The following is a 26,108-nucleotide window of genomic DNA, read 5'->3' as shown; positions in this document are numbered from 1 at the left end:
ATCGCTCATGAGTCCTCACTTTCTTACCTTGATGACCCGGCCTGACCAGGCTTGGGCCGACATCCGCCGCGACGAGGAAAAGCACAGCTCGAACTACCTGATCCATCTGCTGCTCTGGGCGTTATTGCCCGCAGTCTGCATGTTCATCGGCACGCGCTATGTCGGCTGGAGCCTGGTCGAGAACGAACGGATCTGGCTGGACACCCGCAGCGCCCTGCAGCTGAGCGGGCTGATCTACCTGACGATCATCCTCGGCACCTTCATCATGGGCTTCTTTCTGCGCTGGATGTCACGCAGCTTCGAGGCACGACCGACATTCAACCAGTGCGTCGGCTTCATCGCTTATCTGATCACACCGTTCTTCATCGCCGGCCTGGGCGCGCTTTACCCGACGCGCTGGACAGCCATTCTCGTGCTCGTCGCCGCAGGGCTGTATTCGACCTACCTGCTGTTCGTTGGCCTGCCGAAGTTCATGCGGATCGATGATCGCAATACCTTTCTCTACGGCGTCAGTACCTGGGCCGTCGGGCTGCTCGTGCTGGTCAACCTCAAGGTGCCGATGATCCTGTTCTGGTCGCTGGCGCTGGACCCGACCTACGAGCGCTCCGGCGTGCAGAACCAGAGCTACGGCTTCGAGGAAAACCGCCCGCAGGAAGCGCCGGGCGGCGTGGACAACGAGCGCCGCTTCAACGAACGGCCGAACGAGTGACGTGACGCCGGTCCGCCGGCGCTGTCCGACGGCGAGCGCTTTGGCATAATGCGGCACTCCCCAGGAGTGCCCTATGCCCGAACGACTTCATGCGCGTGTCGAGGCCTGCTACCAGCTTGCCGAACAGTTCTTCGCGCGCCGCTTCGAGCGGCCGCAGGTGAGCTTCAAGCTGCGCGGCCAGAAGGCCGGCGTCGCCCATCTGAACCAGAACCTGCTGCGTTTCAACGCCCAGCTGTATCGCGAGAATACCGAGCATTTCCTGCGTCAGACCGTGGCGCACGAGGTCGCCCACCTCATCGCCCACCAGATGTTCGGCCCACGTATCCAGCCACATGGCGAGGAGTGGCAGCTGATCATGCGCGGCGTCTACGAGCTGCCAGCCGATCGCTGTCACAGCTACGAGATCCAGCGCCGCCCCAGCACGCGCTACATCTACCGTTGCCGCTGCCCCGAGCAGGAGTTTCCGTTCACCGCCCAGCGCCACGCGCTGGTGCGCAAGGGCCGTCGTTACCTGTGTCGCAGCTGCCGTGCCCCGCTCGCCTACAGCGGCCAGCAGCGCGTCGAGTGATGAGCCAGCGCCCTGGCGAAAACCAGCCTGCGTAGGCTGGAAAACCGCAACGCGTTTTCTACCGCGTTCCGACATGCCAAGCAACGGATGTCAGTAGAACCTGGCGCATGGATAAGGCTGCGCCGTTATCCACCCTACAGGCTGCGGGCGCGCCAGGCGGCGATCACGAACAGAGCCGCCAGCACCGCCGACAGGGCAGCCAGCCGGCATGTTCCCAGTGCGTAGGTGGAAAACCGCAGCGCGTTTTCCACCGCGTTCCGGCATGCCAAGCAACGGACGTCAGCCGAACCTGGCACGTGGATAAGGCTGCGCCGTTATCCACCCTACAGCCAGCGATCACGAACAAAGCCGCCAGCACCGGGCAGCCAGCCGGCGTGTTCCCAGTGCGTAGGGTGGAAAACCGCAGCGCGTTTTCCACCGCATTCCGACATGCCAAGCAACGGACGTCAGCCGAACCTGGCGCGTGGATAAGGCTGCGCCGTTATCCACCCTACAGGCTGCGGGCGCGCCAGGCGGCGATCACGAACAGAGCCGCCAGCACCGCCATCAATGGCAGCCAGCCGGCGTGTTCCCAGACATAACCGGCGACATAACCCACCACGCTCGAGCCCAGGTAGTAAGCGCACAGGTACAGCGCCGAAGCCTGCGCCTTGGCGCCCTGGGCATGGATGCCGACCTGACCGCTGGCCACCGCGTGCGCGGCAAAGAACCCCAGCGTGAACAAGCCCAGGCCCAACACGATCGCCGCCAGCCAGGCACTGGCACAGAGCGCTACTCCGAGCAGCATCAGGCCGACGCCACCGCGCAGCACGTTACGCGCGCCGAAGCGAGGCACCAGCCGGCCGGCCCAGCCGGCGCTGAAGATGCCGGCCAGATAGACGACGAACAGCAGGCCGATGACCGTCGAAGACAGCCCGAACGGCGCGCCTGCCAGGCGGAAGCCAATGTAGTTGAACAGCGCGACGAAACCGCCCATCAGCAGGAAGGCCTGGAGAAACAACCCGCGCAGCCTGGGGTTGCGCAGATGCAAACGGAAGTTGCCGAGCAGCACCCGAAGCGAGAGCGGCTGCGCCTTGAAGTGGCGCGAAGCCGGCAGCAGCCAGACGAACAGGCCCAGCGCGAGCAGGCCGAGTCCGGCGATGCCGCCCAGGGCGAGCTCCCAGCCGCCGATGTCACTGAGCAGCCCCGACAGCAGGCGACCGAGCAGCCCACCCAGTGCCGTTCCACCGATATAGAGCCCCATCGCCGCCGGCAACGACGGCGGGTCGAATTCCTCGCCCACATAGGCCATCGCCAGCGCCGGCAGACCGCTCAGCGCCAGCCCCAGCAAGGCCCGCAGCACCAGCAACAGGTTCCACGACTCCACCAGCACGCAGGCCAGGCCCAGCAGGCTGGCCAGGCCGAGCGCGGCGGCCATCACCGGCTTGCGTCCCCAACTCTCGGCCAGCGCTCCGGATACCAGCAGACAGAGCGCCAGGCACAGGGTGGTCAGCGACAGCGCGAGACTGCTGGTCGCCGCCGACACGGCGAAATGCGCCGCCAGCAACGGCAACAGCGGCTGCACGCAATAGAGCATCGCAAAGGTGGCGAAGCCGGCGCAGAACAGCGCCAGCGTGGCCCTGCGATAAGCCGCAGTGCCCTGCCGCAAGTGGGTGTGAAGGGTGTCGGTCGTCATGTTTCCCGTCGCCGAGAGAGTGGAAAAAAGCCGCGGAGCCTAGCACACAAAGAGGCCATATACGCCACCAAAGAGGCCTGCAACGCCAGACGCTGCCCCATGGCGGCGCGCGGTCTGTCTTTCGACATCAGGCTCCCGGCACCGACGCGCGCCAAAGCCGTCCGTGCCAGCGGCCCTTTCCAACGCCCCGCCTGTCGGTCAACGACCGAACCGAATGGCGGCGACCGAGTCTCTTACTAGACTCCCTCTGTATCGCCGGTTCGGAGTTTGGCAATGACAACAACACACACGCCTGAACAGTCCTCCAGCAAGCGCGAAGAAACCCGCCTCTTCGTTTTCCTGATCGTTTTCCTCTTCCCCATGCTCAGCGTACTGCTCGTGGCCGGCTACGGCTTCATCGTCTGGATCACGCAGATGTTCTTCGGCCCGCCCGGCCCGGCGAGCTGAGCCCGGAGCGCCGACGCCCAGCTGAACCGGTGCCCTCGCCGCGCACCTCGTCACGACCTGGTTGGAAGTCTTTCATGGAGACAGCCCTGCACATCGCCAGCCTGCTGGTGCACTGCCGGCCGCAATGGCTGGACGCGGTGAAAGCGAACCTGGGCCTGCTGCCCGGCGTCGAGCTTCACCAGCACAGCCCCGCCGGCAAGTTGGTGGTGGTCCTCGAAGCGGACCACGAACGCGACATTCTCGCCACGCTGGAGCACATCCAGCAGCTGCCCGGCGTGCTCAATGCCGCGCTGATCTATCACGAAGAACTCCTCAGCCTCGAAGGAGAAGCCCCATGAGCCTGACTCGCCGCGAATTCGCCAAGGCGAACGCAGCCGCCATCGCTGCGACGGTGGCCGGCCTGCCGATCGCCAGCACCGCCAGCAACCTGATCACCGAGGCCGATGCCACCAATCTCAAGTGGAACAAGGCACCGTGCCGCTTCTGCGGGACCGGCTGCAGCGTCATGGTGGCGACCCGCGAGAACCGCGTGGTCGCCACCCACGGCGACATCAAGGCGGAGGTCAACCGCGGCATCAACTGCGTCAAGGGCTACTTCCTGTCGAAGATCATGTACGGCGCCGACCGCCTGACCCAGCCCTTGCTGCGCATGAAGAACGGCCAGTACGACAAGCAGGGCGCGTTCGAGCCGGTCACCTGGGACCAGGCCTTCGACATCATGGCCGAGAAATACAAGGCGGCCCTCAAGGCCGGCGGTCCCGAGGCCATCGGCATGTTCGGTTCTGGGCAATGGACGATCTGGGAAGGCTACGCCGCCAACAAGCTGATGAAAGCGGGGTTCCGCTCCAACAACATCGACCCCAATGCGCGCCATTGCATGGCCTCGGCAGCGTTCGGCTTCATGCGCACCTTCGGCATGGACGAGCCGATGGGCTGTTACGACGACATCGAAGCGGCCGACGCCTTCGTGCTCTGGGGTTCGAACATGGCCGAGATGCACCCGGTGCTGTGGACGCGGGTCACCGACCGCCGCCTCAGCGCGCCGCACGTAAAGGTCGCGGTGATGTCCACCTTCGAGCACCGCAGTTTCGAGCTGGCCGACATCCCCATGGTGTTCAACCCGCAGACCGATCTGGTGATCCTCAACTACATCGCCAACCACATCATCCAGAGCGGCGCGGTGAACAAGGAGTTCGTCGACAAGCACACCCGCTTCGCCAAGGGCGCGACCAACATCGGCTACGGCCTGCGACCGACCGACCCGCTGGAGCTCAAGGCCAAGAACCGCGGGGTGGCCAATACCTGGACCGACATGAGCTTCGAGGACTACGCCAAGTTCCTCGAGCCCTACACGCTCGAACATGCCGCGCGCGAAAGCGGCGTGCCGGCAGAACGGCTCGAAGCGCTGGCCAAGCTCTACGCCGACCCGAAAACCAAGGTCATGTCGTTCTGGACCATGGGTTTCAACCAGCACACGCGCGGTGTCTGGGCGAACAACATGATCTACAACATCCACCTGCTGACCGGAAAGATCAGTGAGCCGGGCAACAGCCCGTTCTCGCTTACCGGCCAGCCCTCGGCCTGCGGTACGGCGCGCGAGGTCGGCACCTTCTCCCACCGCCTGCCGGCGGACATGGCAGTGACCAACCCCAAGCACCGCGCCACCAGCGAGAAAATCTGGAAACTGCCGGCCGGCACCATCCAGGAAAAGCCCGGTTTCCACGCCGTCGAGCAGAGCCGCATGCTCAAGGATGGCGTGCTCAAGGTCTATTGGACGCAGGTGACCAACAACATGCAGGCCGGGCCGAACATCATGCAGGAAGTCCTGCCCGGCTGGCGCAACCCGGAAACCTTTGTCGTCGTCTCGGACGTCTACCCGACCGTCTCGGCACAGGCGGCCGACCTCATCCTGCCAAGCGCCATGTGGGTGGAGAAGGAAGGCGCCTATGGCAACGCCGAGCGCCGCACGCAGTTCTGGCACCAACTGGTCGAGGCACCCGGCGAAGCACGCTCGGACCTCTGGCAGCTGGTGGAATTCTCCAAGCGCTTCACCGTCGACGAGGTCTGGCCGGCCGACCTGCTGGCCAAGGCGCCGGAACTCAAGGGCAAGACGCTCTACCAGGTGCTGTTCACCAACGGCCAGGTCGACCGCTTCCCCAACGAGGAAATCGCCGAGGGCTTCGGTAACCATGAGGCCGAGGACTTCGGCTTCTATATCCAGAAGGGCCTGTTCGAGGAATACGCCTCGTTCGGCCGCGGCCATGGCCACGACCTGGCCCCGTTCGATACCTATCACCAGGAGCGCGGCCTGCGCTGGCCGGTGGTCGACGGCCAGGAGACGCGCTGGCGCTACCGCGAGGGGCTGGACCCCTACGTGGAAAAAGGCAGTGGCGTGCAGTTCTATGGCAACGCCGACAAGAAGGCGATCATCTTCGCCCTGCCCTACGAAGTGCCCGCCGAGGTGCCGGACGAGGATTACCCCTTCTGGCTCAGTACCGGCCGGGTGCTCGAGCACTGGCACACCGGCAGCATGACGCAGCGGGTCGACGAGCTCTACCAGGCCGTGCCAGATGCGCTGGTGTACATGCATCCCGAGGACGCACGCAAGCTCAACGCCCGCCGCGGCAGCGTGGTGAAGGTGATCAGCCGGCGCGGCGAGATGCAGGGCCGCATCGAGACGCGCGGGCGCAACAAGCCGCCACAGGGGCTGGTGTTCGTGCCGTTCTTCGACGCCAACAAGCTGGTCAACAAGGTCACCCTCGACGCCACCGACCCGATCTCCAAGCAGACCGACTTCAAGAAGTGTGCGGTGAAGATCGAAGTGGTCAGCATCGCCTGAGGAGAGCCGACATGACATTCCGTTTCCTGCCGTTGTCTCTGCTCGCGGTGTTCGGCCTGGCCGTTGCCGCGGACGTGAACTACCCGCTCGATGCCCCGGCGCCGGACGGTCGCCGCCCGGGCGGCACCCTCACCCAGGAGTTCACCCCGCCCCCCTTGCGCGACGAGGAGAACAAGGACCTGCGCCGCGAACGCAACTATCCCGAGCAACCGCCGACCATTCCGCACACCATCCGCGGCTACGCCATCGACAAGAACGCCAACAAGTGCCTGTCGTGCCACAGCCGCGAGGCCAGCGCGCGCACCCAGGCGCCGATGATCAGCATCACCCACTTCAGCGACCGCGACGGCCAGGTGCTCGCCGCCGTGTCCCCGCGGCGCTACTTCTGCACGCAGTGCCACGTACCCCAGCACGACGCCAAGCCGCTGGTGGAAAACCAGTTCAAGAACATCGACGACCTGCTGTATCGGGAAAACCCCGCCACCGGGAAGCAGAACTGAGGAGGCCTGAATGAAGTCGATAATGGCCATGCTCAAGCGCTACTGGGGCGTGCTGCGTCGCCCCAGCGTGCACTACAGCCTCGGCGTGCTCACCCTTGGCGGCTTCATCGCCGGGATCATCTTCTGGGGCGGCTTCAACACCGCGCTGGAAGCGACCAACACGGAGGCGTTCTGCATCTCCTGTCACGAGATGGAAAGCAACGTCTACGTCGAGATCAAGGACACCATCCACTACACCAACCGCTCCGGCGTGCGCGCCACCTGCCCGGACTGCCATGTGCCGCACGAATGGACCGACAAGATCGCGCGCAAGATGCAGGCTTCCAAGGAGGTCTGGGGCAAGATCTTCGGCACCATCAATACCCGCGAGAAGTTCCTCGAGAAGCGCCGCGAACTGGCCGAGCACGAATGGGCGCGGCTCAAAGCCAACGATTCGCTGGAGTGCCGCAACTGCCACGACTTCGACTTCATGGACTTCACTCGCCAGAGTCCGCGTGCAGCCAAGTTCCACTCCACCGCCCTGGCCAACGGCGAAGCGACCTGCATCGACTGCCACAAGGGGATCGCCCACCGCCTGCCGGACATGAAGGGGGTGCCGGGCTGGTAACGAGCCTGGCCCTCGGCCAGCGCCGCGACCGTAAGGTGGAAAACCGCGAAGCGTTTTCCACACGCCCGTGGCGTAAGGCACCGAGCCTGGCGGCCCCTCGCAGCCGGCGAACCCAGGCGTGGATGAGGCTGCGCCGTCATCCACCCTACGGCCATGTGCCCAACAGGCGCCGCCTGATCTCCCGGGCGGCGGGCGCCGGGTGTAGGGTGGAAAACCGCGAAGCGTTCTCCACACGCCCCGTGGCGTAAGGCACCGAGCCTGGCGGACCTTCGCAGCCGCCGAACCCACGCGTGGATGAGGCTGCGCCGTCATCCACCCTACGGCCCCCCCCACAAGCGCCACCTGATCTCCCGGGCGGCGGACGCCGGATGTAGGTTGGAAAACCGCAACGCGTTTTCCACGCGCCCCGTTGCGTAAGGCATCGAGCCTGGCGGACCCTCGCAGCCGCCGAACCCACGCGTGGATGAGGCTGCGCCGTCATCCACCCTACGGCCAAATACCCAACAGGCGCCGCCTGATCTCCCGGGCACCGGATGTAGGGTGGAAAACCGCAACGCGTTTTCCACGCGCCCCGTTGCGTAAGGCACCGAGCCTGGCGGCCCCTCGCAGCCGCCGAACCCACGCCTGAATGAGGCGCCGCCGCCATCCACCCCGCCTCCCGGCAAGCCGGGCGATTGGCGCCAGAACCCTTCCTCTGCCAACGGGTCGAAGAGTCGCTATCCTTCTGTGACACCTCACTCTGCCGTACTGCCCGTCAAGGAGACTCCCCGATGCGCCACTGCCTGTTCGGCCTGCTCATGGCTGCCAGCGTCGCTGCCCACGCCGAAATCCAGACCCAGGAAATCCCCTACAAGGCTGCCGACGGCACCGAAATGATCGGCTACTACGCCTATGACGATGCGATCGAGGGTCCGCGTCCGGGCGTGGTGGTCGTGCACGAATGGTGGGGGCTCAACGACTATGCCAAGCGCAGGGCTCGCGACCTGGCCGAACTCGGCTACAGCGCGCTGGCCATCGACATGTACGGCGAGGGCAAGAACACCGAGCATCCTAAGGATGCGATGAGTTTCATGAAGGCCGCGCTGGCCGATGCCGACGCCGCCAAGGGCCGCTTCAACGCCGGCCTCGACCTGCTGCGTCAACAGCAGCAGACCGATACCCGCAAGCTCGCCGCGGTGGGCTACTGCTTCGGCGGCAAAGTGGTACTGGACATGGCGCGCCAGGGTGTGCCGCTGGCCGGCGTGGTGAGTTTCCACGGCGCACTGGCCACCGAGACGCGCGCCGTGCCGGGCAGCGTCAAGGCGCGCGTGCTGGTCGAGCATGGTGCCGAGGACAGCATGGTCAGCACCGACGATGTTGCCGCGCTGAACGTCGAAATGGTCAAGGCGGGCGCGGACTACCGGTTCGTCAGCCTGCCGGGCGCCAAGCACGGCTTCACCAACCCGGGCGCCGATGCCTTCAAGGAAAAGGGCCTCGATCTGGCCTACAACAAGCAGGCCGACGAACGCTCCTGGAACGACATGCGACGCTTCCTTGAGGAAACCTTCAGCCGCTGAGGCTGGCACAAGCCGGTCGCATCGGCCGGCTTCGTTCAGCCCTGGCGATACGGCAGCGCGTCCTGCGCGGCCTGCCGATAGGCCAGTACGCCGACGCGTTCCTGGCCAAGAAAGTCGGCAACAGCCGCACGCAATCCCGGGTGCGCCAGGTAATGCCATGAACGGGTGATCACCGGCTCGAAGCCGCGGATCAGCTTGTGTTCCCCCTGCGCGCCGGCATCGAAGCGCCGCAGGCCGCTGGCAATCGCCCACTCGATGCCCTGGTAGAAACAGGTCTCGAAGTGCAGCCGGTCGAACTCGGCCAGGCAGCCCCAGTAACGGCCGTACAGCGTGTCGTCATCGCACAGGCAGAACGCCATCGCCACCGGCCGCTCGCCCTGGCGCACCCAGATCAGGCGAATCGCCTCGGGCATCCGCTCGGCCAGCAGGCTGAAGAAGCTGCGCGTCAGGTAAGGAGCCTGGCCGCGCACCTGGTAGGTATTGGCGTAGCAGGCGTAGACGAAATCCCAGTCGGCCTCGCTCAGCTCCCCGCCGCTGCGCCAGTCGAACGCCAACCCCTGCCCCGCCACCTGTTCTCGCTCCTTGCGCAACTGCTTGCGCTTGCGCGAGGCGAGGGCATCGAGAAAGTCCTGGAAGTCGCGATAACCGCGGTTATGCCAGTGGAACTGGCAGCCGATGCGCTCGAGCCAGCCATCCCGCCCGGCGAGCAGCGCATCGGCTGCCGGCTCGCTGAAATTCAGATGCAGCCCCGACAGGCCGGCGGCGTCGAGCCCGTGGCTCAGCTCGTCAAGCACTCCGGCCGCCGCCTGCGCATCACCCAGCAGGCGCTGCCCGGCGACCGGCGAGAAAGGCACCGCACAGAGCAGCTTGGGGTAGTAGCGAATGCCGGCCCGCTGGCAGGCATCGGCCCAGGCCCAGTCGAATACGTACTCGCCATAGGAGTGTGCCTTGCGATACAGCGGCAACGCGGCGCGCGGCACGCCATCGGCATCCAGCAGCAGGCGATGCTCGGGCTGCCAGCCACTGCGGCCACCCACGCTGCCACTGTCCTCGAGCGAAGACAGAAAGGCGTGGCGCAGGAACGGCTGGCGGTTCGCGAGCAAGGCGTCCCAGTGCTGGGCGGGAATATCCGCGAGCCGGGAAAGAGTCTGGATGGGCATGCGCGCAGTCTGCCCGGCCTCGGCGACGAAAAAAACCCCGCCAGTCGGCGGGGTTCAAGGGAGCGTTACGGATGAAGAGATGAAACGACGTGTCGGTTAGAACACGTACTGAGCGCGGAAGACCATGCCGTCGCCATCATCATCGCCGTTGGCGTTGTAGATGCTGTCGGTCTTGGCCTTGACGTAGACGCCACTGAGCTTGACGGCGTCGTTCACGTACCAGTTGACGCCCAGGTTGTGCACCTTGGCCTCGGCATCGCCGACGTCGCGGGTGGCCGTGGCGGCGACGATGTTGCCGTCATCCACTTCGAAGCTGTCGTAGCGGTAGAACACTTCCCACGCGCCGATCTGCTTGTTCTGCGGCTTGAGCGAATCGAACTTGCCGAGCTTGTAGCCGCGCGCCTCGCCGGTGAGGGTGTAGGCAGCCTGCACGTAGAAGCCGTCGGCCTCGATGTCTTCGGCCTGGTTGTCGGCCTCCAGGGTGCGCTTGAGGTATTCGCCCTGCAGCGAGAACGGCCCGGTGGCCCAGGCGGCTTCAAGGCCCCAGGCGGTATCGGTGTCCCAATCGCTGTCGGCCGAGCTGCTCGAACCGCTGCCGAAGTTCATGCGGTTGCCGTTGTCACCGGCGTCGTTGCCACCTTCGGTGGAGATGCCGCGCATGCCCAGACGGCTGCGGAAGCGCGCGTCGAAGCCTTCCATGTCGGCGTCACGCTGCGCCCAGTTCGCACCGATGTGCAGCACGTTGCCGCTCTCGTGCATCGGGGCGAAGACACCGCGCATGTTGAACTGCTTGGTGCTCTTGCCGTCTTCGTCGTTGGCATCCTTGGCCGTGACGCCTGCCGAAGCGTACAGCGAATCGCCGATCGCGCCGGACAGTTGCACGCCCATGCCATTGCCGTGGCTGTTGGCCCAGTCCATCAGTTCATAGACAGCGTTACGCTCCTGGGCGGTGACCCACTTGGAGCTGGTGGCCTTTTCCAGACCGAAGTCCGGGTCGAAGCGGCCGACCTTGATCTGCACGGGGTTCCAGCCGGTGTAGGCAATGGAAGCCTCGTCGAAGTAGCCATCGTCCTCGCTGCCGGCGTTGTGCGCGAAGTCGTAGTTGATCTGGTATTTCCAGTCCTGGTAGACCACACCGCCGATTTCGAGGAAGGCGCGACGGAAGTACGCCGCATCGGCCGCATCGCCGTTATCGGTGTAGACACCGTCGAAGGTGCTGTAGTCGGCCTGCAGGCGACCACCGAGCTTGAAGCTGAATTCTTTGTCCGTCGTGGCGACTTCCAGTCCGCCCTTGGTCTTGATAACGAGGTCGGCGCCATCGGTGGTGACGGTACCGGCGTAAGCCTGGGCGGAAACGGCCAGAGCCAGGGCGCTGGCAGCGAAACCGGCGAAGTGCTTGCGGATCATCCAATATTCCCCTTTAGGTTTAGCGTCGGAAACACACGAGTTGGGCTCTTTGTGTTGCGGGGGAATGTTGGCGAGCGGTTATTGCAGCCAAGTGGCTGTTGCGTAAAGGTTTTGTGACACGGGAACTTTTGCCCGAAGCGCGTCGCAGAGCGGCTGGCCAGCCGTTGACGACGAGCGGTAGCGCGCCGCGGTGCGCTCGATCAGTCGCGCCCGGCGCGCTCGCTGGGCCGCCGCGCACCGGCTACCAGCTTGTCCACCGCGCGTGCGGCGGCGACCATGCCGAAGCTCGCGGTGACCATCATCGCGGCGCCGAAGCCGCCGGCACAGTCGAGTTTGACGCCCTCGCCGACGAAGCTCTTGCTCTGGCAGACCCCGCCGTCCGGCTTGGGGTAGCGCAGCTGTTCGGTGGAGAACACGCACGGCACGCTGTAGGTTCGCCCCGGTGTGCGCGAGAAGCCGTACTCGCGGCGCAGCAGCGAGCGCACCTTGGCCGCGAGCGGGTCGTTGTAGGTCTTGTTCAGATCGGCGACCTGGATCTGTGTCGGGTCGACCTGCCCGCCGGCGCCGCCGGTGGCGACGATCTGGATCTTGCGGCGCTTGCACCAGGCGATCAGCGCAGCCTTGGCCGGTACGCTGTCAATGCAGTCGATGACGCAGTCGAGGTCTTCGGTGATGTACTCGGCCATGGTCTCGCGGGTGACGAAGTCGGCCACGGCATGCACCCGACAGGCCGGGTTGATCGCGCGGATGCGCGCGGCCATCTCGTCGACCTTCGGCTTGCCCACGGCGCCGTCGATGGCCTGGATCTGCCGGTTGGTATTGGTGATGCAGACGTCGTCCAGGTCGAACAGGCTGATCTCGCCGACGCCGCTGCGCGCCAGGGCCTCGGCGACCCAGGAACCGACCCCGCCGAGCCCGACCACCGCCACGTGCGCAGCGGCCAGCCGCTCGAGCCCGTCGCGCCCGTAAAGCCTGGCTATGCCGCCGAAACGCTGCTCATCGACCGTCATCTCACACCCCCCGAAAACCAGCCGCGATTATAGGTGTTCGGGGCTGCCGAATCGCAATCGGCGCGCCCTTTTCGGGCCCTCTATACAGCCGTCGAGGCCGGGAGTAGGATGCGCGCCAGCCGGCGTCCGCCGGTCCTTCCCTTCGTTCCTTCTCCTGGAACTTCGCACCGATGTCTGCTCGCAAATTGGGTCTCAACCTGGTCATGGTCGTGGCCGTGGCCTCGCTGTTCACTGGCCTGTGGGCCTGGTTCAACCAACCGGTGGATGCACCGGACTGGCCCGACCAGATCTCCGGCTATTCGTTTTCCCCGTTCCGCCTGCACCAGTCGCCGCAGGACAACATCTACCCGAGCGACGACGAGATCCGCGCCGACCTCGAGCTGCTCAGCAATCAGACCGACAACATCCGTACCTATTCGGTCGACGGCACGCTCGGTGACATCCCGCACCTGGCCGAAGAACTCGGCATGCGGGTGACGCTCGGCATCTGGCTGAGCAACGACCTGGAAGCCAACGAGCGGCAGATCGCGCGTGGCATCGAGATCGCGCGCAACGAACGCAGCGTGATCCGCGTGGTGGTCGGCAACGAAGCGCTGTTTCGCGAGGAGGTGACGGTCGAACAGATGATCGGCTATCTCGACCGGGTGCGCAGCGCGCTGAAGGTCCCGGTGACCACCGCCGAACAGTGGCACATCTGGCAGAAATACCCGGAGCTGGCCCGCCACGTCGACCTCATCGCCGCCCACGTGCTGCCTTACTGGGAATTCATCCCGCGCGAGGATTCGGTGGACTTCGTGCTCGAGCGGGCCCGCGAGCTGAAGAAGCAGTTCCCGAAAAAACCGCTGCTGCTGGCCGAAGTCGGCTGGCCGAGCAACGGCCGGACCCGCGGTGGTGCCGAGGCCGACCAGGCCGAGCAGGCGATCTATCTGCGTACGCTGGTCAACAAGCTCAACGCCAAGGGCTTCAACTACTTCGTCATCGAGGCCTTCGACCAACCCTGGAAGGCCGGCGAGGAAGGTGCGGTCGGCGCTTACTGGGGCGTCTACAACGCCGCGCGCCAACCCAAGTTCCCGCTCACCGGGCCGGTGGTGGAAATCCCGCAGTGGCGCCTGCTGGCCAGCGCCTCGGGCATCCTCGCGCTGCTCGCCCTGGCCCTGCTGCTGATCGACGGCAGCGCCCTGCGCCAGCGCGGGCGTACCTTCCTCACCATCGTCGCCTTTCTCGCCGCGACCATGCTGGTGTGGATCGCCTACGACTTCAGCCAGCAGTACAGCACCTGGTTCAGCCTGACCGTCGGCGTGCTGCTGGCGCTCGGTGCCCTGGGCGTGATGGTGGTACTGCTCACCGAGGCCCACGAACTGGCCGAGACGGTGTGGAAGCGCAAGCGCGTGCGGCCGTTCCTGCCGGTGACCGACGAGACCGGCTACCGGCCGATGGTGTCGGTCCACGTGCCCTGCTACAACGAGCCGCCAGAAATGGTGAAGCAGACGCTCAACGCCCTGGCGCGCCTGGACTACCCGAATTTCGAAGTGCTGGTAATCGACAACAACACCCGCGACCCGGCGGTCTGGGAGCCGGTGCAGGCGCATTGCGAAGCGCTCGGCGAGCGCTTCCGCTTCTTCCACGTCGCGCCACTGGCCGGCTTCAAGGGCGGTGCGCTGAACTATGCGCTGGAGCGCACCCATCCGGACGCCGAGGTGGTCGCGGTGATCGACTCGGACTACTGCGTCAGCCCCGACTGGCTACGCCACATGGTGCCGCACTTCGCCGATCCGAAAATCGCCGTGGTGCAGTCGCCGCAGGATTATCGCGACGAGCACGAGTCGCTGTTCAAGAAGCTCTGCTACGCCGAATACAAGGGCTTCTTCCACATCGGCATGGTCACGCGCAACGACCGCGACGCGATCATCCAGCACGGCACCATGACCATGACCCGGCGCAAGGTGCTCGACGAGCTGAAATGGGCAGACTGGTGCATCACCGAGGATGCCGAGCTGGGCCTGCGGGTGTTCGAGAAGGGGCTGTCGGCGGCCTATTTCGAACAGAGCTACGGCAAGGGCCTGATGCCCGACACCTTCATCGACTTCAAGAAGCAGCGCTTCCGCTGGGCCTATGGCGCAATGCAGATCATGAAGCGCCACCTGGCCAGCCTGTTCTTCGGCAAGGGCAGCGAGCTGACCCGCGGCCAGCGCTACCACTTCGTCGCCGGCTGGCTGCCGTGGGTGGCCGACGGGTTGAACATCTTCTTCACCGCCGGTGCGCTGCTCTGGTCGGCGGCGATGATCATCGTCCCCAACCGGGTCGACCCGCCGCTGTTGATCTTCGCCCTGCCGCCGCTGGCACTGTTCTTCTTCAAGCTCGGCAAGATCCTGTTCCTCTATCGCCGTGCGGTGGGCGTGAACATGCGCGATGCGGCGTCGGCGGCGATCGCCGGCCTGGCACTGTCGCACACCATCGCCAAGGCCGTGCTGTTCGGCATGGTCACGCGCAGCATTCCGTTCTTCCGCACGCCGAAGATGCGCAGCAACCACGGGCTGTTGCTGGCGCTGGCGGAGGCGCGCGAGGAGGCCTTCGTCATGCTGCTGTTGTGGGGCGCCGCGCTCGGCATCGCCATCACCCAGCCGCAGCCGGGGCTGGATGTGATGTTCTGGGTCGCGGTGCTGCTGATCCAGTCGCTGCCCTATGTCGCGGCGCTGGCCATGGCGATGCTCTCGTCGTTGCCCAAGCCCGAGCAGCATGCGCAGGCCAAGCCCGCCTGAGCCTGCCGCAACACCCGCAACGCCCGGCCCAGTCGCCGGGCGTTCTGCTTTAATATGCCGCCTTTTCCGCCCTGCCGACCGGAGCACCGATGACCGCCCCTGCCCTTTCCCCGACCCTGCAACTGGCCTGCGAGCTGATCAATCGCGCCTCGGTGACGCCTCTGGACGAAGGCTGCCAGCAGCTGATGAGCGCGCGGCTCGCCGCCTGCGGCTTTGCCGTCGAGCCGATGCGCATCGAGGACGTGGACAATTTCTGGGCACTGCGCGGCAGCGAGGGCCCGGTGCTCTGCTTCGCCGGTCACACCGACGTGGTGCCGACCGGCCCGGTCGAGGCCTGGCACAACCCGCCGTTCGCCGCGCGCATCGACGAGCAGGGCATGCTGCACGGCCGCGGCGCTGCGGACATGAAGGGCAGCCTGGCGGCCATGGTCGTGGCCGTCGAGCGCTTCGTCGCCGACCACCCGGCACACAAGGGGCAGATCGCCTTTCTCATCACCAGCGACGAGGAAGGCCCGGCGCACCACGGCACCAAGGCGGTGGTCGAGCGCCTGCGCGAGCGCGGCCAGCGGCTGGACTGGTGCATCGTCGGCGAACCGTCGAGCACCACGCTGGTCGGTGACGTGGTGAAGAACGGTCGCCGCGGCTCGCTCGGCGGCACCCTCACCGTGCGCGGCCAGCAGGGCCACGTGGCCTACCCGCACCTGGCGAAGAACCCGATCCATCTCGCCGCGCCGGCGCTGGCCGAACTCGCCGCCGAGCACTGGGACGACGGCAACGCGTTCTTCCCGCCGACCAGTTTCCAGGTCTCCAACCTCAACGCCGGCACCGGCGCGACCAATGTCATTCCCGGCACCTTGACCGCGGTGTTCAACTTCCGCTTTTCCACCGAATCCACGGTCGAGGATCTGCAGCGCCGTACCGCAGCGATCCTCGACAAGCACGGCCTGGACTGGCACGTCGACTGGGCGCTGTCCGGCCTGCCGTTCCTCACCGAACCCGGCGAGCTGCTCGATGCGGTGTCGGCGAGCATTCGCGCGGTCACCGGCCGCGACACCACGCCGTCGACCAGCGGCGGCACCTCCGATGGCCGCTTCATCGCCACCCTCGGCACCCAGGTGGTCGAACTCGGCCCGGTGAACGCGACCATCCACCAGGTCGACGAGCACGTGCTGGCCAGCGACCTCGACCTGCTCACCGAGATCTACTACCAGACCCTGGTGCGCCTGCTCGCATGCTGACCTGCCCGATCTGCCAGGCGCCGCTCGCCGCGGTCGAGCGCGGCGTCGCCTGCCCGGCCAACCACCGTTTCGACCGTGCGCGCCAAGGCTATCTGAACCTCCTGCCGGTGCAACACAAGAACAGCCGCGACCCGGGCGACAACCAGGCCATGGTCGAGGCGCGGCGGCGCTTCCTCGACGGCGGCCACTACGCGCCGCTGGCGCGGCGCCTGGCCGAACTGGCGGCCGAACGCGCGCCGCGCGCCTGGCTGGACATCGGTTGCGGCGAGGGTTACTACACCGCGCAGCTTGCCGAGGCTCTGCCAGCGGCCGAAGGCTACGCGCTGGATATTTCGCGCGAAGCGATCAAGCGCGCCTGCAAGCGCGCGCCGCAATTGGAGTGGCTGGTGGCGAGCATGGCGCGCGTGCCGCTGGCCGATGCCAGCTGCGACCTGCTGGCCAGCGTGTTCAGCCCGCTGGACTGGGCCGAGGCTCGACGCCTGCTCGCGCCCGGCGGCGGCCTGCTGCGCATGGGGCCGACCCACGAGCACCTCTGGGAGCTGCGCGAACGGCTCTACGACGAGGTGCGCGAATACGACGACGAGAAGCACCTGGCGCTGATTCCCGACGGCATGCACCTTGCGCACAGCGAGACGCTGACCTACCGCTTGCAGCTCGACGATGCCCAGGCCCGAAGCGACCTGCTGGCGATGACCCCGCACGGCTGGCGCGCCAGCGCTGAACGCCGCGCCGCGGTGATCGACGCACCGCTCGCCGTGCGGGTTGCGATACGCTACGACTGGATCGAGCGCGACTGACACCGACTCACACGAGGCAGCCCAGATGCGGCAACCGGACATCGAAATCTACCTGAAGGACGCCAGCCAGGACGCCGTCGGCCAGTGGCTGACCGAAGCCATCGGCCCCTGTACGCCCTGGCAGCAGAAAGGCCAGACGTTCAAGTGCAGCGCCGCCGGCATTCCGGTGACCTGGCTGCCCAATGCGGTTGGCAAGTGGCACTGCCTGCTGTTGGAAAGCGACGCCACGCCCTGGGCCGACGACATCGCCTGCGCCCGCGCGGCGCATCAGGCGCTCGGCGTGCAGGTCCGCTGCGCACCGGGCGGCTGGAGCGAAGACGAAGCCGAGGACGACGCCGACCGCTGGATCCGCATCGATGCCGATGGCGAGCAGGAGATCGTCTGGCGCACGGGTTGAGCGCGCCAGGGTCGCAGGCGCCCGCTCCCCAGACCGCCGCCTCGCCGGTTCCTGGTGGGCTGAAGCCCACCCTACCGCCCAGGTACTCCTTCGCAGGGTGGGCTCAGCCCACCGCCAACCTCAACCTGACCGGCCCCTGGTCGCTGAGCCCCAGTGCCACCCGCCCCTACCGCCCGGCTGCGCTTCCCGTAGGGTGGGCTTCAGCCCACCGTGCACTCTCACCCGAAATCACCGCCCGGAAACGACAAAGCCCGCCATCACGGCGGGCTTTGTCTTTTAGCGGCCGGAGTCAGAGGCCGGCAACATCCTCGGCCTGCAGGCCCTTCTGGCCCTGGATCACCGAGAACTCCACCTGCTGACCTTCGGTCAGCGAACGGTGGCCTTCGCCACGGATCGCCCGGTAGTGGACGAACACGTCAGCGCCACTGCCGCGCTGAATGAATCCATAGCCCTTGGCATCGTTGAACCACTTGACGGTTCCGACTTCGCGCTCAGCCATCTGACACTTCTCCAACTCGCTTTTTTATTATTCCCCGAAGGGGCGGTATCGGTTCGCCGCTGGCCTGGCGCGTCCTGCCGGATCGTCACCCTGCCCGCGTTCACGACCGCGTTCGAGTATAGGAACAAGGTCTGCCGGTTGAAAGCCCGCACCGGGCAGGTTGTCGCCGTGCGCGACGCCCTGCCCGGCAAGCCCGTCACGCCCGGCGACGGCGGCGCCACAGCCAGAGCGCCAGTGCGGCCAGCGTCAGCAGTGCGGGCACCAGCGCGATGTTGAGGAACTTCAACGTACGGCCGAGCGCCTCGATATCGGCATTGAGCTGGTAACGCACCTCGCGCAGCTCCTTGCGGATCGCCAGCTTTTCCTGCAGGAACTGCTGCAGCGCCACCTGCTGCTCGTCGCTCAGCTCCAGCGCCTTGTCCGGCTCGGGGCTTTGCAACTCGGCGAGCTTCTGCTCGGTGGCGGCCAGGCGCTGCTGCAGCACGTCCTCTTTCTCGCGGAAGCGCGCCTCGGCCTGGCGTTGCAGCTGCTCGACGACAACGAAAGGCCGGGTGAAGCGGCCACGCGAGCGCACACTGATCAGCGCGTCGCTGCCGGAGAGGTTGTCCAGCGCGTTGATCACGAAGGCGCCGTTGTCAGCCCAGGGCTGCGGGATGCGCTGGCCGAAGAAATCCTGCACCTGCACCCACATGCGATCGGCGAGCAGGTCGGTGTCGGCGACGGCGATCACGTTGATGCCCTCGCTCTCCTTCAAGCCATCCTTGCGCCCTTCGATGCCGTTCGGATAGGCCGACTTCGCCGGACCCTGGATGCGTGCCGCCAGCACATAGCGCTCGCCGGTCGGCTGCAACTCGCGCAGCAGTGCCTCGGGGTTTTCGAGAAACGCAAAGCGCTGCGCCTCCAGCGGCGCAGCCAGGTCAGAGCTCCTCAGCAGCGGCATGAAGCGCGTGCTGGCGCCTTCCAGCGGTTCGAGCATGCCGGCGGTGGCCAGGGTCAGGCTCTCCAGCGGCGCGGTGACCACGTCGTCCGAATCGATCGCCTGCCGTGGCAGGCTCAGCCAGCCCGGGTGGCGTACCGGCCGCCGTTCGGCGCCGACGCCTACCGACATGGCGAACGCCGCGTCGGCCACTACCTGTTGTGGTACCAGACGCACCCCCCAGGCCTTGAACAGCGGTTCGAGCTCCGAAGCACGCTCCTCGGCCAGCTGCTCGCCCGGGCCGATGCCCATGCCGGGGTCGGCTTCGCTGTAGGGGTCGACGAACACCAGCAGCTTGCCGCCGCGCATGACGAACTGGTCCACCGCGTAGAGCGTCTGTTCGGGCAACTGCTTGGGATGCACCAGCATCAGCACCGAGACGTCCTCGGGGATGGCGTCGATATCGCGGCGCAGGCTCTCGATATGGAACAGCTGGCGAATCTCCTCGAGCACCATCCACGGCGGCGTCGGCTGCTGGCTGCGCATGTCGAAGCCACCGTTGAGCTGCAGCCCCGAGAGCAACCCGACCACTGGCATCCTGGCGCTGGCCAGGCTCTGCACCAGGCGGCTGATCTCGTACTCGAGAAACTCTTCCTGATCCAGCGGGAAGAACGGAATGGTCTGGCTGGCGCCCTCGGCATTGGTGCCGGCGAGGCCGAAATAGACCTTGTCGCCGCCGCGGTCCAGCGGCACGCCCTGCAGGCCGAACCCGGCGGCCTGGTCCTCTGCCTCGGAGAACGGCTCGGGATCGATCACCTGGAGCTTGAGCTTGCCGCCGGCGGCCCGCTCGTAGGCCCGGAGCATCTCCTCGACGCGCCGTGCATAGTTGCGCAGCGCCACCAGGTCCTTGGCGGCTTCGTCGGAATAGAAGAACTTCAGCTCGATGGGCTCGTCCAGCCCTTCGAGAATCCGCCGGGTGCCGTCGGAGATCGTGTAGAGCTTCTGCTCGGTCAGATCCAGCCGGGCGTTGGTCAGGCTCAGCCCCGAGAGAATGTTGAAGGCCAGGAACGCCAGCGCGATCAGCAGCAGGCCGGCACCGGAATAGATCACTCGTTTCATGTCGGCAGCTTCCTTACTGGGCTTTCTTCAGGTCGACGACCACGGCGGTGGCCGCCAGCCAGGCGACGATCAACGTGACGAAATACAGCAGGTCACGCAGGTCGATCACGCCCTTGCTGATGGAGTCGAAACGGATCAGGAAGCTCAGCGAAGCCACCGCGTCGATCAGCCACTGCGGCGCCCAGGCGAGAGCGTCGAGCACCATCGGCAGACCGCTGACGATGAACAGGAAGCACACCGCCACCGAGAGGATGAAGGCGATCACCTGGTTTTTCGCCAGCGCCGACATGCACGAGCCGATGGCCAGGAAGGCGCCGGCCAGCAGCCAGCTGCCGAGATAGCCAGCGACGATCACGCCATTGTCCGGCTCACCCAGGTAATTGACTGTGATGACCATCGGGAACGTCAGCAGCAGCGCGATCCCGGCAAAAACCCAGGCGGCGAGGAACTTGCCGGCGACCGCCTCGAAGCGGGTGATCGGCAGCGTCATCAGCAGCTCGATGGAACCGGACTTGCGCTCCTCAGCCCACAGGCGCATGGCGATAGCGGGTACCAGGAACAGGTAGAGCCAGGTATGAAAGCTGAAGAAGGGGGTCAGGTCGGCCTGGCCGCGCTCGTAGAAACCGCCCAGATAGAAGGTGAATACCCCGGACAGCACGAGGAAGATCAGGATGAACACGTAAGCCAGCGGCGTGGCGAAGTAGCTTGCCAGCTCACGCTTGAAGATCACGGGCAACTGGCTCATGCGGCTTCTCCACGGGTCAGGGTGCGGAACACTTCATCGAGACGGCCGCGCTCAACGTCCAGCTCACGGATCGCCCAGCCGCGCTCGGCAATCAGCGCATTGACCTGCGGGAAGATCACGTGCCCGGGCTGCGCCAGCACGGTCAGGCTGTGCTCGCGCTCGTTGCGCTCGACACCGGCAGCACCCGGCAGGGCCGCCAGGGCGGCTTCGTCCAGCGGCCCTGCGCTGACCAGCGTGACGGCCTGGTGATACTTCGAGCGGCTCTCCAGTTCCAGCGGCGTGCCATCGGCGACCAGCCGGCCGTTGGCGATCACCACGGCGCGGGTACAGACCGCACTCACCTCTTCGAGAATATGGGTGGAAATGATGACGATCTTGTCCTGCGCCAGGCCCTGGATCAGCTGGCGCACCTGGTGCTTCTGGTTCGGATCGAGCCCATCGGTGGGCTCGTCGAGGATCAGCACCTCGGGATCGTGCAGGATCGCCTGGGCCAGGCCGACGCGACGCTTGAAACCCTTGGACAGGGTCTCGATGCTCTGCCCCAGCACCTTCTGCAGTTCCACCTGGGCGACAGCCGCCTCGACCCGCTGACGTTTGTCCGCGCCGCGGAAACCGCGCACCTCGGCGATGAACTCGAGAAAACCACGTACCGTCATGTCGCCATAGCAAGGCGCACCTTCGGGCAGATAACCGATCAGCCGCTGGGCCTGGAGGGTCTGGATACGGATGTCGTGACCGAGAATGCGGGCAGTGCCGGAGGTCGGCGCAAGAAAGCCGGTCAGCATCTTCATCGTGGTGGACTTGCCCGCGCCATTGGGGCCGAGGAACCCCAGCACCTCTCCGCGCCGGACCTGGAACGACAGGTCGTCGACCGCGGTGTGCTGGGCAAAACGCTTGGTCAGGTTGCTTATTTCGATCATGGGCTCTCACCGGTGCGCACGAGGCCTGGCGTGCCGCCGCGCGACCCGAGCCAGGCCCTGCAAAAATGCCGGCCGAACTATAAGAACAGCTACCGGACGAATGCAACCGCGCCACCGCGTCGAGAGAAGCTACGCTGAATCACGCATCACTGGTCGGACCGGGCCGCCGGGAACACGACGGGCCTGCAGACACCGCCGTTGGTTGTCTCGATGCAACAGACGCGACAGTGGTTCGCATCATCTCCATGCGGCACCCGAGGGTGTCGCGCCCGGTGGCTGACAAAGGGGCAAGCCGTGAAGTCAAGCCGTTCGAACGCAAGCAAGAACCGCCTCCCTCTCTATTGTCTGCTCGGCGCGCTCGCCAGCTCAGCGCACGGCGATGAGCCCGCGCGATATCCCGACGCTGAAGCCAGCGATCCGGCGGCGCTGGGCTGGATGGTTGGCTCGCCACCGCCGGCTGATCGCATCCTGCGCTTCGACGATGGCAGCTACTTTCGCTTCCCGCAGATGCGCTGGAGTGTCGCCAACTTCCGGCAGCTGATGCCCACCATCAATGTGTCACGCGGTCTGACTGAGCCCACCGTGCTTGAAGCGAACCCGAGCGAAGGCATCGATGCGCTGACCTTCGTCCCGCTTGGGGGTGGCGCGCCAATGACCTGGAAGGCGTCGCTTCAGGCCAATTACACCGATGGGATCATCATTCTCCATCGAGGGCGGGTGGTGTATGAGCGCTACTTCGGCGTGTTGCAACCCGAGGGGCAGCATGCCGCCATGTCGATTACCAAGACCTTTACCGGCACATTGGCGGCGCTTCTGGTGGCCGAAGGTGAGCTCGACCCCGCCCGCAAGGTGGCTGAGTACGTGCCCGAACTGGCCGTATCGGCGTTCGGCAACGCCACCGTGCGCCAGCTGATGGACATGACCACCGGCATCCATTTCAGCGAGGACTACGCCGATCCCAAGGCTGAAGTATGGGCCCACGCAGCCGCAGGCAATCCCCTGCCAAAGCCGGCGGATTACAAAGGCCCGCGCACCTACTATGAATTCCTGGCCACCGTTCGGCCGGAGGGCCAGCACGGCGAAGCCTTCCATTACCGCACGGCGAATGCCGATGCGCTCGGTTGGGTGCTCGCGCGAGTCAGCGGTCGCAACGTTGCCCAACTGTTGTCGGAGCGAATCTGGAGCCGGCTGGGCGCGGAGCAGGACAAGCCTACATGTCGGTGGATTCGATCGGTACGCCGTTTGCCGGAGGCGGCCTGAACACCAGCCTGCGCGACCTTGCCCGTTTTGGCGAAATGGTGCGGAACGAAGGTCGCTACAACGGCATTCAGATCCTGCCAGCGGAGGTCGTGGCCGATATTCGGCACGGCGGGGATCGCGAAAAGTTCGCGAAAGCCGGCTACAGCCTGTTGAAGGGCTGGAGCTATCGCAACATGTGGTGGGTCACCCATAACGACCACGGTGCGTTCATGACCCGCGGCGTTCATGGTCAGGCGCTGTATATCGACCCGAAGGCGGAGATGGTCATCGCGCGCTTCGCCAGCCACCCGATTGCAGCCAATGCGGCGAACGATCCGACGTCACTGCCGGCCTACGAGGCGGTGGCCAAGCATCTGCTCGAACATCCCGGTAGCATGCGAAAGGTGCAAACAGCCCCGGACTGAACGCAGCAATGGCTGATCTGAACGAGATCCACACCACGCGCCTGCTCCTGCGGCAATGGAAGCCAGCCGATCGTGCACCCTTCGCCGCGATGAATGCGGACCCAAGGGTCATGCGGCACTTTCCCGCACTGCTCAGCCGGGCCGAGAGCGACGCGATGGCTGACCGCTGCCAGGCGCTGATCGAAGAACGCGGCTGGGGATTCTGGGCCGTCGAGCTGAAGGCTACTGGCACATTCATCGGCTTCGTCGGCCTGCATACGCCTTCGGCGGCCTTGCCATTCTCGCCGTGCGTGGAAATCGGCTGGCGTCTGGCCGCGGCTCACTGGGGCCAGGGCCTGGCCAGCGAAGCTGCGCGGGCCGCGCTCAGGTTCGGGTTCGGCAGCCTCGACCTTCCTGAAATCGTATCCTTCACCGCGATCGAGAACCGGCGTTCACGTGCCGTGATGGAGCGCCTTGGCATGCGCGAGTCGCAGGCATTCGAGCATCCGGGGCTGCCCGTCGGCCATCCGCTTCGCCGGCACTGCCTGTATCGGCTGGAGCGCGAGCGCTTCGCAGCGCCGTCGACTGCAGCTGACTGAGCGCGCTCGAATGGCTGACCCCGCTGGCAGCGGCTTGCGCACAGCAGGACTTTCATCCCACTCCAAGGACACTCTTCAATGCCTCGGCTGTTGCTAGCGCTTCTGTTGCTCGGCGCTTCCGGCGTCACTCACGCGGAAGAACTCGATATCGGGCGGTTGTTCGACAAGGCCCACGTCGAGGGGACGCTGGTGATCGAATCGGCTGATACCGGCCAGCGCTACGTTCACGATGAGGCCCGCGCGAACCAGCCGTTCACCGCCGCCTCCACGTTCAAGGTGTTGCACACGCTAATCGCACTGGAGGAAGGCGCCATCGCCGGGGCGGACGAGATCATCCCCTGGGACGGCACTCATTACGAGATCGAGGACTGGAACCGCGACCAGACCTTGAAGAGCGCATTCAGGGTCAGCTGCGTCTGGTGCTACCAGAGGCTGGCCCGACGAGTGGGCGCGGCAGCCTATCCGCGCCACATCCGCCAGGCGCATTACGGGCAGCTACGCGAACCCTTCAACGCCACCGAGTTCTGGCTCGATGGCTCGCTGCGGGTCAGCGCCGTGCAGCAGGTAGGCCTGCTACGCCAGCTGGTCGCGCGCAACCTGCCGTACCGGGCGAGCAGCTACGAGGCCCTGAAGACCTTCATGCTCGCCGACAGCACCCCGGCTTACCGCCTGTACGCCAAGACCGGCTGGGCGGCTCGTAGCGAGCCCGGCATCGGCTGGTACATCGGCTATGTTGAAGTCGGCGCTCAGACCTGGCTGTTCGCGCTGAACCTGGACACCCGTGATGCGACCGATCTGCCCCTGCGCCAGCGGATCGCACTGGGCGCGCTGCGGGCCAAGGGCATCCTGCCGGCCAACTGACGCCTCCGGCCAGATCCGCGGCAGCCGGCGAAGCCGCGTCCCCCCCACACGGAGCCCCCATGCGCAGCGACGAGATCAAAGCGGTATTCGATCAACAGGCCGCCAGCTACGACGAGCGCTGGGCCAGGACCGCGCCCATTCGCGATGTCCTGCATTTTCTTCTGCAGGCGGTATTCGCACCGCTGCCGGCCGAGGCGCGGGTGCTGTGCATCGGTGCCGGCACCGGCGAGGAAATTCTGCACCTGGCCCAGTGCCGACCCGGTTGGACCTTCACCGCGGTGGAGCCATCGGGCGCGATGCTGCAAGTCCTCTGCGACAAGGCAACCCGAGCCGGAATCGAACAGCGCTGCCAGTTCCATGAGGGCTACCTGGAGACGCTGCCCGAGCAGGCGCCGTTCGACGCGGCAACCTGCCTGCTGGTATCCCAGTTCATGCTCGAGCGCGACGCACGTATCGGCTTCTTTCGTGGCATAGCCGCCCGCCTCGGCCCCGGCGCGCTATTGGCCAGCTCTGACCTGGCCGCGGACGTCACCACGCCGGCCTATGCGGCGCTGCTGGAAACCTGGCTGAACATGATGAGCATCGCCGGCATTCCCGCGGCGGGCCTGGAACAGATGCGTGCAGCCTATGCCCGTGACGTGGCGATACTGCCCCCCGAGCAGGTCGCAGCCATCATCGAGGCCGGCGGCTTTGCCAGTCCGGTGCCCTTCTACCAGGCCGGGCTGATCCATGCCTGGTACGCGCGGCGGGCCGATGCGCCCTAGCGCGCGGCCGGTGCTGCAGGCGCTGCTGATCGCCTCCCTCGCCGGCGCGTTGATCTGGGCATTGTCGCCCTGGGCCAGCGGTCAGGCCGAACCCTGGGACGGCGACGGTCTGTACTACAGTGGCGCGCTGTTTACCGCCGGCGTGCTGGCCGGTTTTATCGTGCCACGACCGCTCTGGGCACAGTACCTGGGCGTCATCGTCGGTCAGGTGCTGTACCTGCTACTGTTCCTGCCAATCGGCCCGTTGCTGGCTGTCGGCCTTGTGTTCCTGCTGCTCTGGTCGCTGCTGTTCCTCGCCGGGGCCTATGCCGGCGCCCGCCTTCATACCCGTTGACGCGCCTCGAGACGGCTGCCTAGCGAGCCATCGCAGGTC

General features: G+C 66.0%; 24 protein-coding genes and 1 pseudogene. 17 read left to right on the top strand and 8 right to left on the bottom strand.

Features of this window, described 5'->3' with window-relative positions:
- Positions 1–7: 7 nt before the first annotated feature.
- Both AC0KXH_RS06405 and AC0KXH_RS06400 read left to right on the top strand, forming a co-directional pair.
- Complete coding sequence (locus tag AC0KXH_RS06405; protein WP_041106982.1) at positions 8–709, top strand: Yip1 family protein; 702 nt, start codon at positions 8–10, stop codon at positions 707–709.
- A 73-nt stretch (positions 710–782) separates the two neighbouring features.
- A complete protein-coding gene (locus AC0KXH_RS06400; RefSeq protein WP_041106984.1) occupies positions 783–1,277 on the top strand; it encodes a SprT family zinc-dependent metalloprotease in 495 nt (164 codons plus the stop codon).
- Positions 1,278–1,767: 490 nt separating this feature from the next.
- Here AC0KXH_RS06400 and AC0KXH_RS06395 read toward each other — a convergent pair whose 3' ends face one another.
- Positions 1,768–2,952 (bottom strand): MFS transporter, encoded by a 1,185-nt coding sequence (locus tag AC0KXH_RS06395; protein WP_200628207.1) that lies wholly within the window; start codon positions 2,950–2,952, stop codon positions 1,768–1,770.
- Between the two features lie 273 nt (positions 2,953–3,225).
- Here AC0KXH_RS06395 and napE point away from each other — a divergent pair, with 273 nt between their 5' ends.
- From napE to AC0KXH_RS06365, 6 genes are all read left to right on the top strand, one after another.
- Positions 3,226–3,399 carry a periplasmic nitrate reductase, NapE protein gene (napE, locus tag AC0KXH_RS06390; protein WP_041106988.1) on the top strand — a complete coding sequence of 58 codons (174 nt, stop codon included), beginning with the start codon at positions 3,226–3,228 and terminating at the stop codon, positions 3,397–3,399.
- A gap of 74 nt (positions 3,400–3,473) precedes the next feature.
- The gene (locus AC0KXH_RS06385; RefSeq protein ID WP_041106990.1) at positions 3,474–3,737 is read left to right on the top strand and encodes a chaperone NapD; all 264 of its coding nucleotides are present in this window, start codon (positions 3,474–3,476) and stop codon (positions 3,735–3,737) included.
- Positions 3,734–6,238, top strand: coding sequence for a nitrate reductase catalytic subunit NapA (gene napA / locus AC0KXH_RS06380; protein WP_313304568.1), 2,505 nt, complete (start codon positions 3,734–3,736; stop codon positions 6,236–6,238). Before AC0KXH_RS06385 ends, napA begins: the two co-directional genes overlap by 4 nt.
- Before the next feature lie 11 nt (positions 6,239–6,249).
- Positions 6,250–6,738, top strand: a complete 489-nt coding sequence (locus AC0KXH_RS06375; protein WP_041106993.1) for a nitrate reductase cytochrome c-type subunit — start codon at positions 6,250–6,252, stop codon at positions 6,736–6,738.
- A 10-nt stretch (positions 6,739–6,748) separates the two neighbouring features.
- Positions 6,749–7,345: a cytochrome c3 family protein gene (locus tag AC0KXH_RS06370; protein WP_041106994.1), complete on the top strand. Its 597-nt coding sequence runs from the start codon at positions 6,749–6,751 to the stop codon at positions 7,343–7,345.
- A 770-nt stretch (positions 7,346–8,115) separates the two neighbouring features.
- The gene (locus AC0KXH_RS06365; RefSeq protein ID WP_041106996.1) at positions 8,116–8,901 is read left to right on the top strand and encodes a dienelactone hydrolase family protein; all 786 of its coding nucleotides are present in this window, start codon (positions 8,116–8,118) and stop codon (positions 8,899–8,901) included.
- A gap of 35 nt (positions 8,902–8,936) precedes the next feature.
- Here AC0KXH_RS06365 and AC0KXH_RS06360 read toward each other — a convergent pair whose 3' ends face one another.
- The 3 genes from AC0KXH_RS06360 to tcdA form a co-directional block, all read right to left on the bottom strand.
- The gene (locus AC0KXH_RS06360) at positions 8,937–10,061 is read right to left on the bottom strand and encodes a GNAT family N-acetyltransferase (RefSeq protein ID WP_488224371.1); all 1,125 of its coding nucleotides are present in this window, start codon (positions 10,059–10,061) and stop codon (positions 8,937–8,939) included.
- 96 nt (positions 10,062–10,157) lie between these two features.
- Positions 10,158–11,468 carry an OprO/OprP family phosphate-selective porin gene (locus AC0KXH_RS06355; RefSeq protein WP_395764602.1) on the bottom strand — a complete coding sequence of 437 codons (1,311 nt, stop codon included), beginning with the start codon at positions 11,466–11,468 and terminating at the stop codon, positions 10,158–10,160.
- A 200-nt stretch (positions 11,469–11,668) separates the two neighbouring features.
- Complete coding sequence (tcdA, locus tag AC0KXH_RS06350; protein WP_043219187.1) at positions 11,669–12,478, bottom strand: tRNA cyclic N6-threonylcarbamoyladenosine(37) synthase TcdA; 810 nt, start codon at positions 12,476–12,478, stop codon at positions 11,669–11,671.
- A 170-nt stretch (positions 12,479–12,648) separates the two neighbouring features.
- Here tcdA and AC0KXH_RS06345 point away from each other — a divergent pair, with 170 nt between their 5' ends.
- From AC0KXH_RS06345 to AC0KXH_RS06330, 4 genes are all read left to right on the top strand, one after another.
- Positions 12,649–15,237 carry a glycosyltransferase gene (locus AC0KXH_RS06345; protein WP_043219185.1) on the top strand — a complete coding sequence of 863 codons (2,589 nt, stop codon included), beginning with the start codon at positions 12,649–12,651 and terminating at the stop codon, positions 15,235–15,237.
- A gap of 89 nt (positions 15,238–15,326) precedes the next feature.
- Positions 15,327–16,475, top strand: coding sequence for a succinyl-diaminopimelate desuccinylase (dapE, locus tag AC0KXH_RS06340; protein WP_061338546.1), 1,149 nt, complete (start codon positions 15,327–15,329; stop codon positions 16,473–16,475).
- Positions 16,469–17,272 (top strand): putative RNA methyltransferase, encoded by an 804-nt coding sequence (locus AC0KXH_RS06335; protein WP_488224370.1) that lies wholly within the window; start codon positions 16,469–16,471, stop codon positions 17,270–17,272. Before dapE ends, AC0KXH_RS06335 begins: the two co-directional genes overlap by 7 nt.
- Positions 17,273–17,297: 25 nt before the next feature.
- Positions 17,298–17,669 carry a hypothetical protein gene (locus tag AC0KXH_RS06330; RefSeq protein WP_043219182.1) on the top strand — a complete coding sequence of 124 codons (372 nt, stop codon included), beginning with the start codon at positions 17,298–17,300 and terminating at the stop codon, positions 17,667–17,669.
- A gap of 289 nt (positions 17,670–17,958) precedes the next feature.
- Here the strand turns inward: AC0KXH_RS06330 and AC0KXH_RS06325 are convergent, their stop codons facing one another.
- From AC0KXH_RS06325 to AC0KXH_RS06310, 4 genes are all read right to left on the bottom strand, one after another.
- On the bottom strand, positions 17,959–18,168 hold the full coding sequence (locus AC0KXH_RS06325; RefSeq protein WP_041107010.1) for a cold-shock protein: 210 nt from the start codon (positions 18,166–18,168) through the stop codon (positions 17,959–17,961).
- A 196-nt stretch (positions 18,169–18,364) separates the two neighbouring features.
- Complete coding sequence (locus tag AC0KXH_RS06320) at positions 18,365–20,203, bottom strand: GldG family protein (protein ID WP_488224369.1); 1,839 nt, start codon at positions 20,201–20,203, stop codon at positions 18,365–18,367.
- Positions 20,204–20,216: 13 nt separating this feature from the next.
- On the bottom strand, positions 20,217–20,948 hold the full coding sequence (locus tag AC0KXH_RS06315) for an ABC transporter permease subunit (RefSeq protein ID WP_488224368.1): 732 nt from the start codon (positions 20,946–20,948) through the stop codon (positions 20,217–20,219).
- A complete protein-coding gene (locus AC0KXH_RS06310) occupies positions 20,945–21,868 on the bottom strand; it encodes an ABC transporter ATP-binding protein (protein WP_043219179.1) in 924 nt (307 codons plus the stop codon). Before AC0KXH_RS06310 ends, AC0KXH_RS06315 begins: the two co-directional genes overlap by 4 nt.
- 345 nt (positions 21,869–22,213) lie before the next feature.
- Here AC0KXH_RS06310 and AC0KXH_RS06305 point away from each other — a divergent pair.
- The 5 genes and pseudogenes from AC0KXH_RS06305 to AC0KXH_RS06285 all read left to right on the top strand — a co-directional run bounded on the left by AC0KXH_RS06305 (position 22,214) and on the right by AC0KXH_RS06285 (position 26,069).
- Positions 22,214–23,532, top strand: a pseudogene (locus AC0KXH_RS06305) (serine hydrolase domain-containing protein).
- An 8-nt stretch (positions 23,533–23,540) separates the two neighbouring features.
- The gene (locus tag AC0KXH_RS06300; protein WP_437270556.1) at positions 23,541–24,110 is read left to right on the top strand and encodes a GNAT family N-acetyltransferase; all 570 of its coding nucleotides are present in this window, start codon (positions 23,541–23,543) and stop codon (positions 24,108–24,110) included.
- 78 nt (positions 24,111–24,188) lie between these two features.
- Positions 24,189–24,971 (top strand): class D beta-lactamase, encoded by a 783-nt coding sequence (blaOXA, locus tag AC0KXH_RS06295; protein ID WP_488224367.1) that lies wholly within the window; start codon positions 24,189–24,191, stop codon positions 24,969–24,971.
- A 59-nt stretch (positions 24,972–25,030) separates the two neighbouring features.
- A complete protein-coding gene (locus tag AC0KXH_RS06290) occupies positions 25,031–25,735 on the top strand; it encodes a class I SAM-dependent methyltransferase (RefSeq protein WP_488224366.1) in 705 nt (234 codons plus the stop codon).
- Positions 25,701–26,069 (top strand): hypothetical protein, encoded by a 369-nt coding sequence (locus AC0KXH_RS06285; RefSeq protein ID WP_437270553.1) that lies wholly within the window; start codon positions 25,701–25,703, stop codon positions 26,067–26,069. The genes AC0KXH_RS06290 and AC0KXH_RS06285 overlap by 35 nt, the downstream gene beginning before the upstream one ends.
- Positions 26,070–26,108 lie beyond the last annotated feature (39 nt).

Source organism: Stutzerimonas sp. CXK-1, assembly GCF_057738225.1.
Note: the sequence above shows the minus strand (reverse complement) of the source record. Positions and strands in the feature narration are given on the sequence as shown.

What these genes read in the sequence shown, in the direction of transcription:
- AC0KXH_RS06375 (WP_041106993.1), top strand. Translation starts at nt 6,250, where the DNA reads ATGACATTCCGTTTCCTGCCGTTGTCTCTGCTCGCGGTGTTCGGCCTG.
- AC0KXH_RS06335 (WP_488224370.1), top strand. Translation starts at nt 16,469, where the DNA reads ATGCTGACCTGCCCGATCTGCCAGGCGCCGCTCGCCGCGGTCGAGCGC.
- AC0KXH_RS06405 (WP_041106982.1), top strand. Translation starts at nt 8, where the DNA reads ATGAGTCCTCACTTTCTTACCTTGATGACCCGGCCTGACCAGGCTTGG.
- dapE (WP_061338546.1), top strand. Translation starts at nt 15,327, where the DNA reads ATGACCGCCCCTGCCCTTTCCCCGACCCTGCAACTGGCCTGCGAGCTG.
- AC0KXH_RS06360 (WP_488224371.1), bottom strand. Translation starts at nt 10,061, where the DNA reads ATGCCCATCCAGACTCTTTCCCGGCTCGCGGATATTCCCGCCCAGCAC.
- napE (WP_041106988.1), top strand. Translation starts at nt 3,226, where the DNA reads ATGACAACAACACACACGCCTGAACAGTCCTCCAGCAAGCGCGAAGAA.
- AC0KXH_RS06395 (WP_200628207.1), bottom strand. Translation starts at nt 2,952, where the DNA reads ATGACGACCGACACCCTTCACACCCACTTGCGGCAGGGCACTGCGGCT.
- AC0KXH_RS06330 (WP_043219182.1), top strand. Translation starts at nt 17,298, where the DNA reads ATGCGGCAACCGGACATCGAAATCTACCTGAAGGACGCCAGCCAGGAC.
- AC0KXH_RS06400 (WP_041106984.1), top strand. Translation starts at nt 783, where the DNA reads ATGCCCGAACGACTTCATGCGCGTGTCGAGGCCTGCTACCAGCTTGCC.
- AC0KXH_RS06365 (WP_041106996.1), top strand. Translation starts at nt 8,116, where the DNA reads ATGCGCCACTGCCTGTTCGGCCTGCTCATGGCTGCCAGCGTCGCTGCC.
- blaOXA (WP_488224367.1), top strand. Translation starts at nt 24,189, where the DNA reads ATGCCTCGGCTGTTGCTAGCGCTTCTGTTGCTCGGCGCTTCCGGCGTC.
- AC0KXH_RS06345 (WP_043219185.1), top strand. Translation starts at nt 12,649, where the DNA reads ATGTCTGCTCGCAAATTGGGTCTCAACCTGGTCATGGTCGTGGCCGTG.
- tcdA (WP_043219187.1), bottom strand. Translation starts at nt 12,478, where the DNA reads ATGACGGTCGATGAGCAGCGTTTCGGCGGCATAGCCAGGCTTTACGGG.
- AC0KXH_RS06285 (WP_437270553.1), top strand. Translation starts at nt 25,701, where the DNA reads ATGCCTGGTACGCGCGGCGGGCCGATGCGCCCTAGCGCGCGGCCGGTG.
- AC0KXH_RS06385 (WP_041106990.1), top strand. Translation starts at nt 3,474, where the DNA reads ATGGAGACAGCCCTGCACATCGCCAGCCTGCTGGTGCACTGCCGGCCG.
- AC0KXH_RS06325 (WP_041107010.1), bottom strand. Translation starts at nt 18,168, where the DNA reads ATGGCTGAGCGCGAAGTCGGAACCGTCAAGTGGTTCAACGATGCCAAG.
- AC0KXH_RS06370 (WP_041106994.1), top strand. Translation starts at nt 6,749, where the DNA reads ATGAAGTCGATAATGGCCATGCTCAAGCGCTACTGGGGCGTGCTGCGT.
- AC0KXH_RS06355 (WP_395764602.1), bottom strand. Translation starts at nt 11,468, where the DNA reads ATGATCCGCAAGCACTTCGCCGGTTTCGCTGCCAGCGCCCTGGCTCTG.
- AC0KXH_RS06315 (WP_488224368.1), bottom strand. Translation starts at nt 20,948, where the DNA reads ATGAGCCAGTTGCCCGTGATCTTCAAGCGTGAGCTGGCAAGCTACTTC.
- AC0KXH_RS06290 (WP_488224366.1), top strand. Translation starts at nt 25,031, where the DNA reads ATGCGCAGCGACGAGATCAAAGCGGTATTCGATCAACAGGCCGCCAGC.
- AC0KXH_RS06300 (WP_437270556.1), top strand. Translation starts at nt 23,541, where the DNA reads ATGGCTGATCTGAACGAGATCCACACCACGCGCCTGCTCCTGCGGCAA.
- AC0KXH_RS06320 (WP_488224369.1), bottom strand. Translation starts at nt 20,203, where the DNA reads ATGAAACGAGTGATCTATTCCGGTGCCGGCCTGCTGCTGATCGCGCTG.
- AC0KXH_RS06310 (WP_043219179.1), bottom strand. Translation starts at nt 21,868, where the DNA reads ATGATCGAAATAAGCAACCTGACCAAGCGTTTTGCCCAGCACACCGCG.
- napA (WP_313304568.1), top strand. Translation starts at nt 3,734, where the DNA reads ATGAGCCTGACTCGCCGCGAATTCGCCAAGGCGAACGCAGCCGCCATC.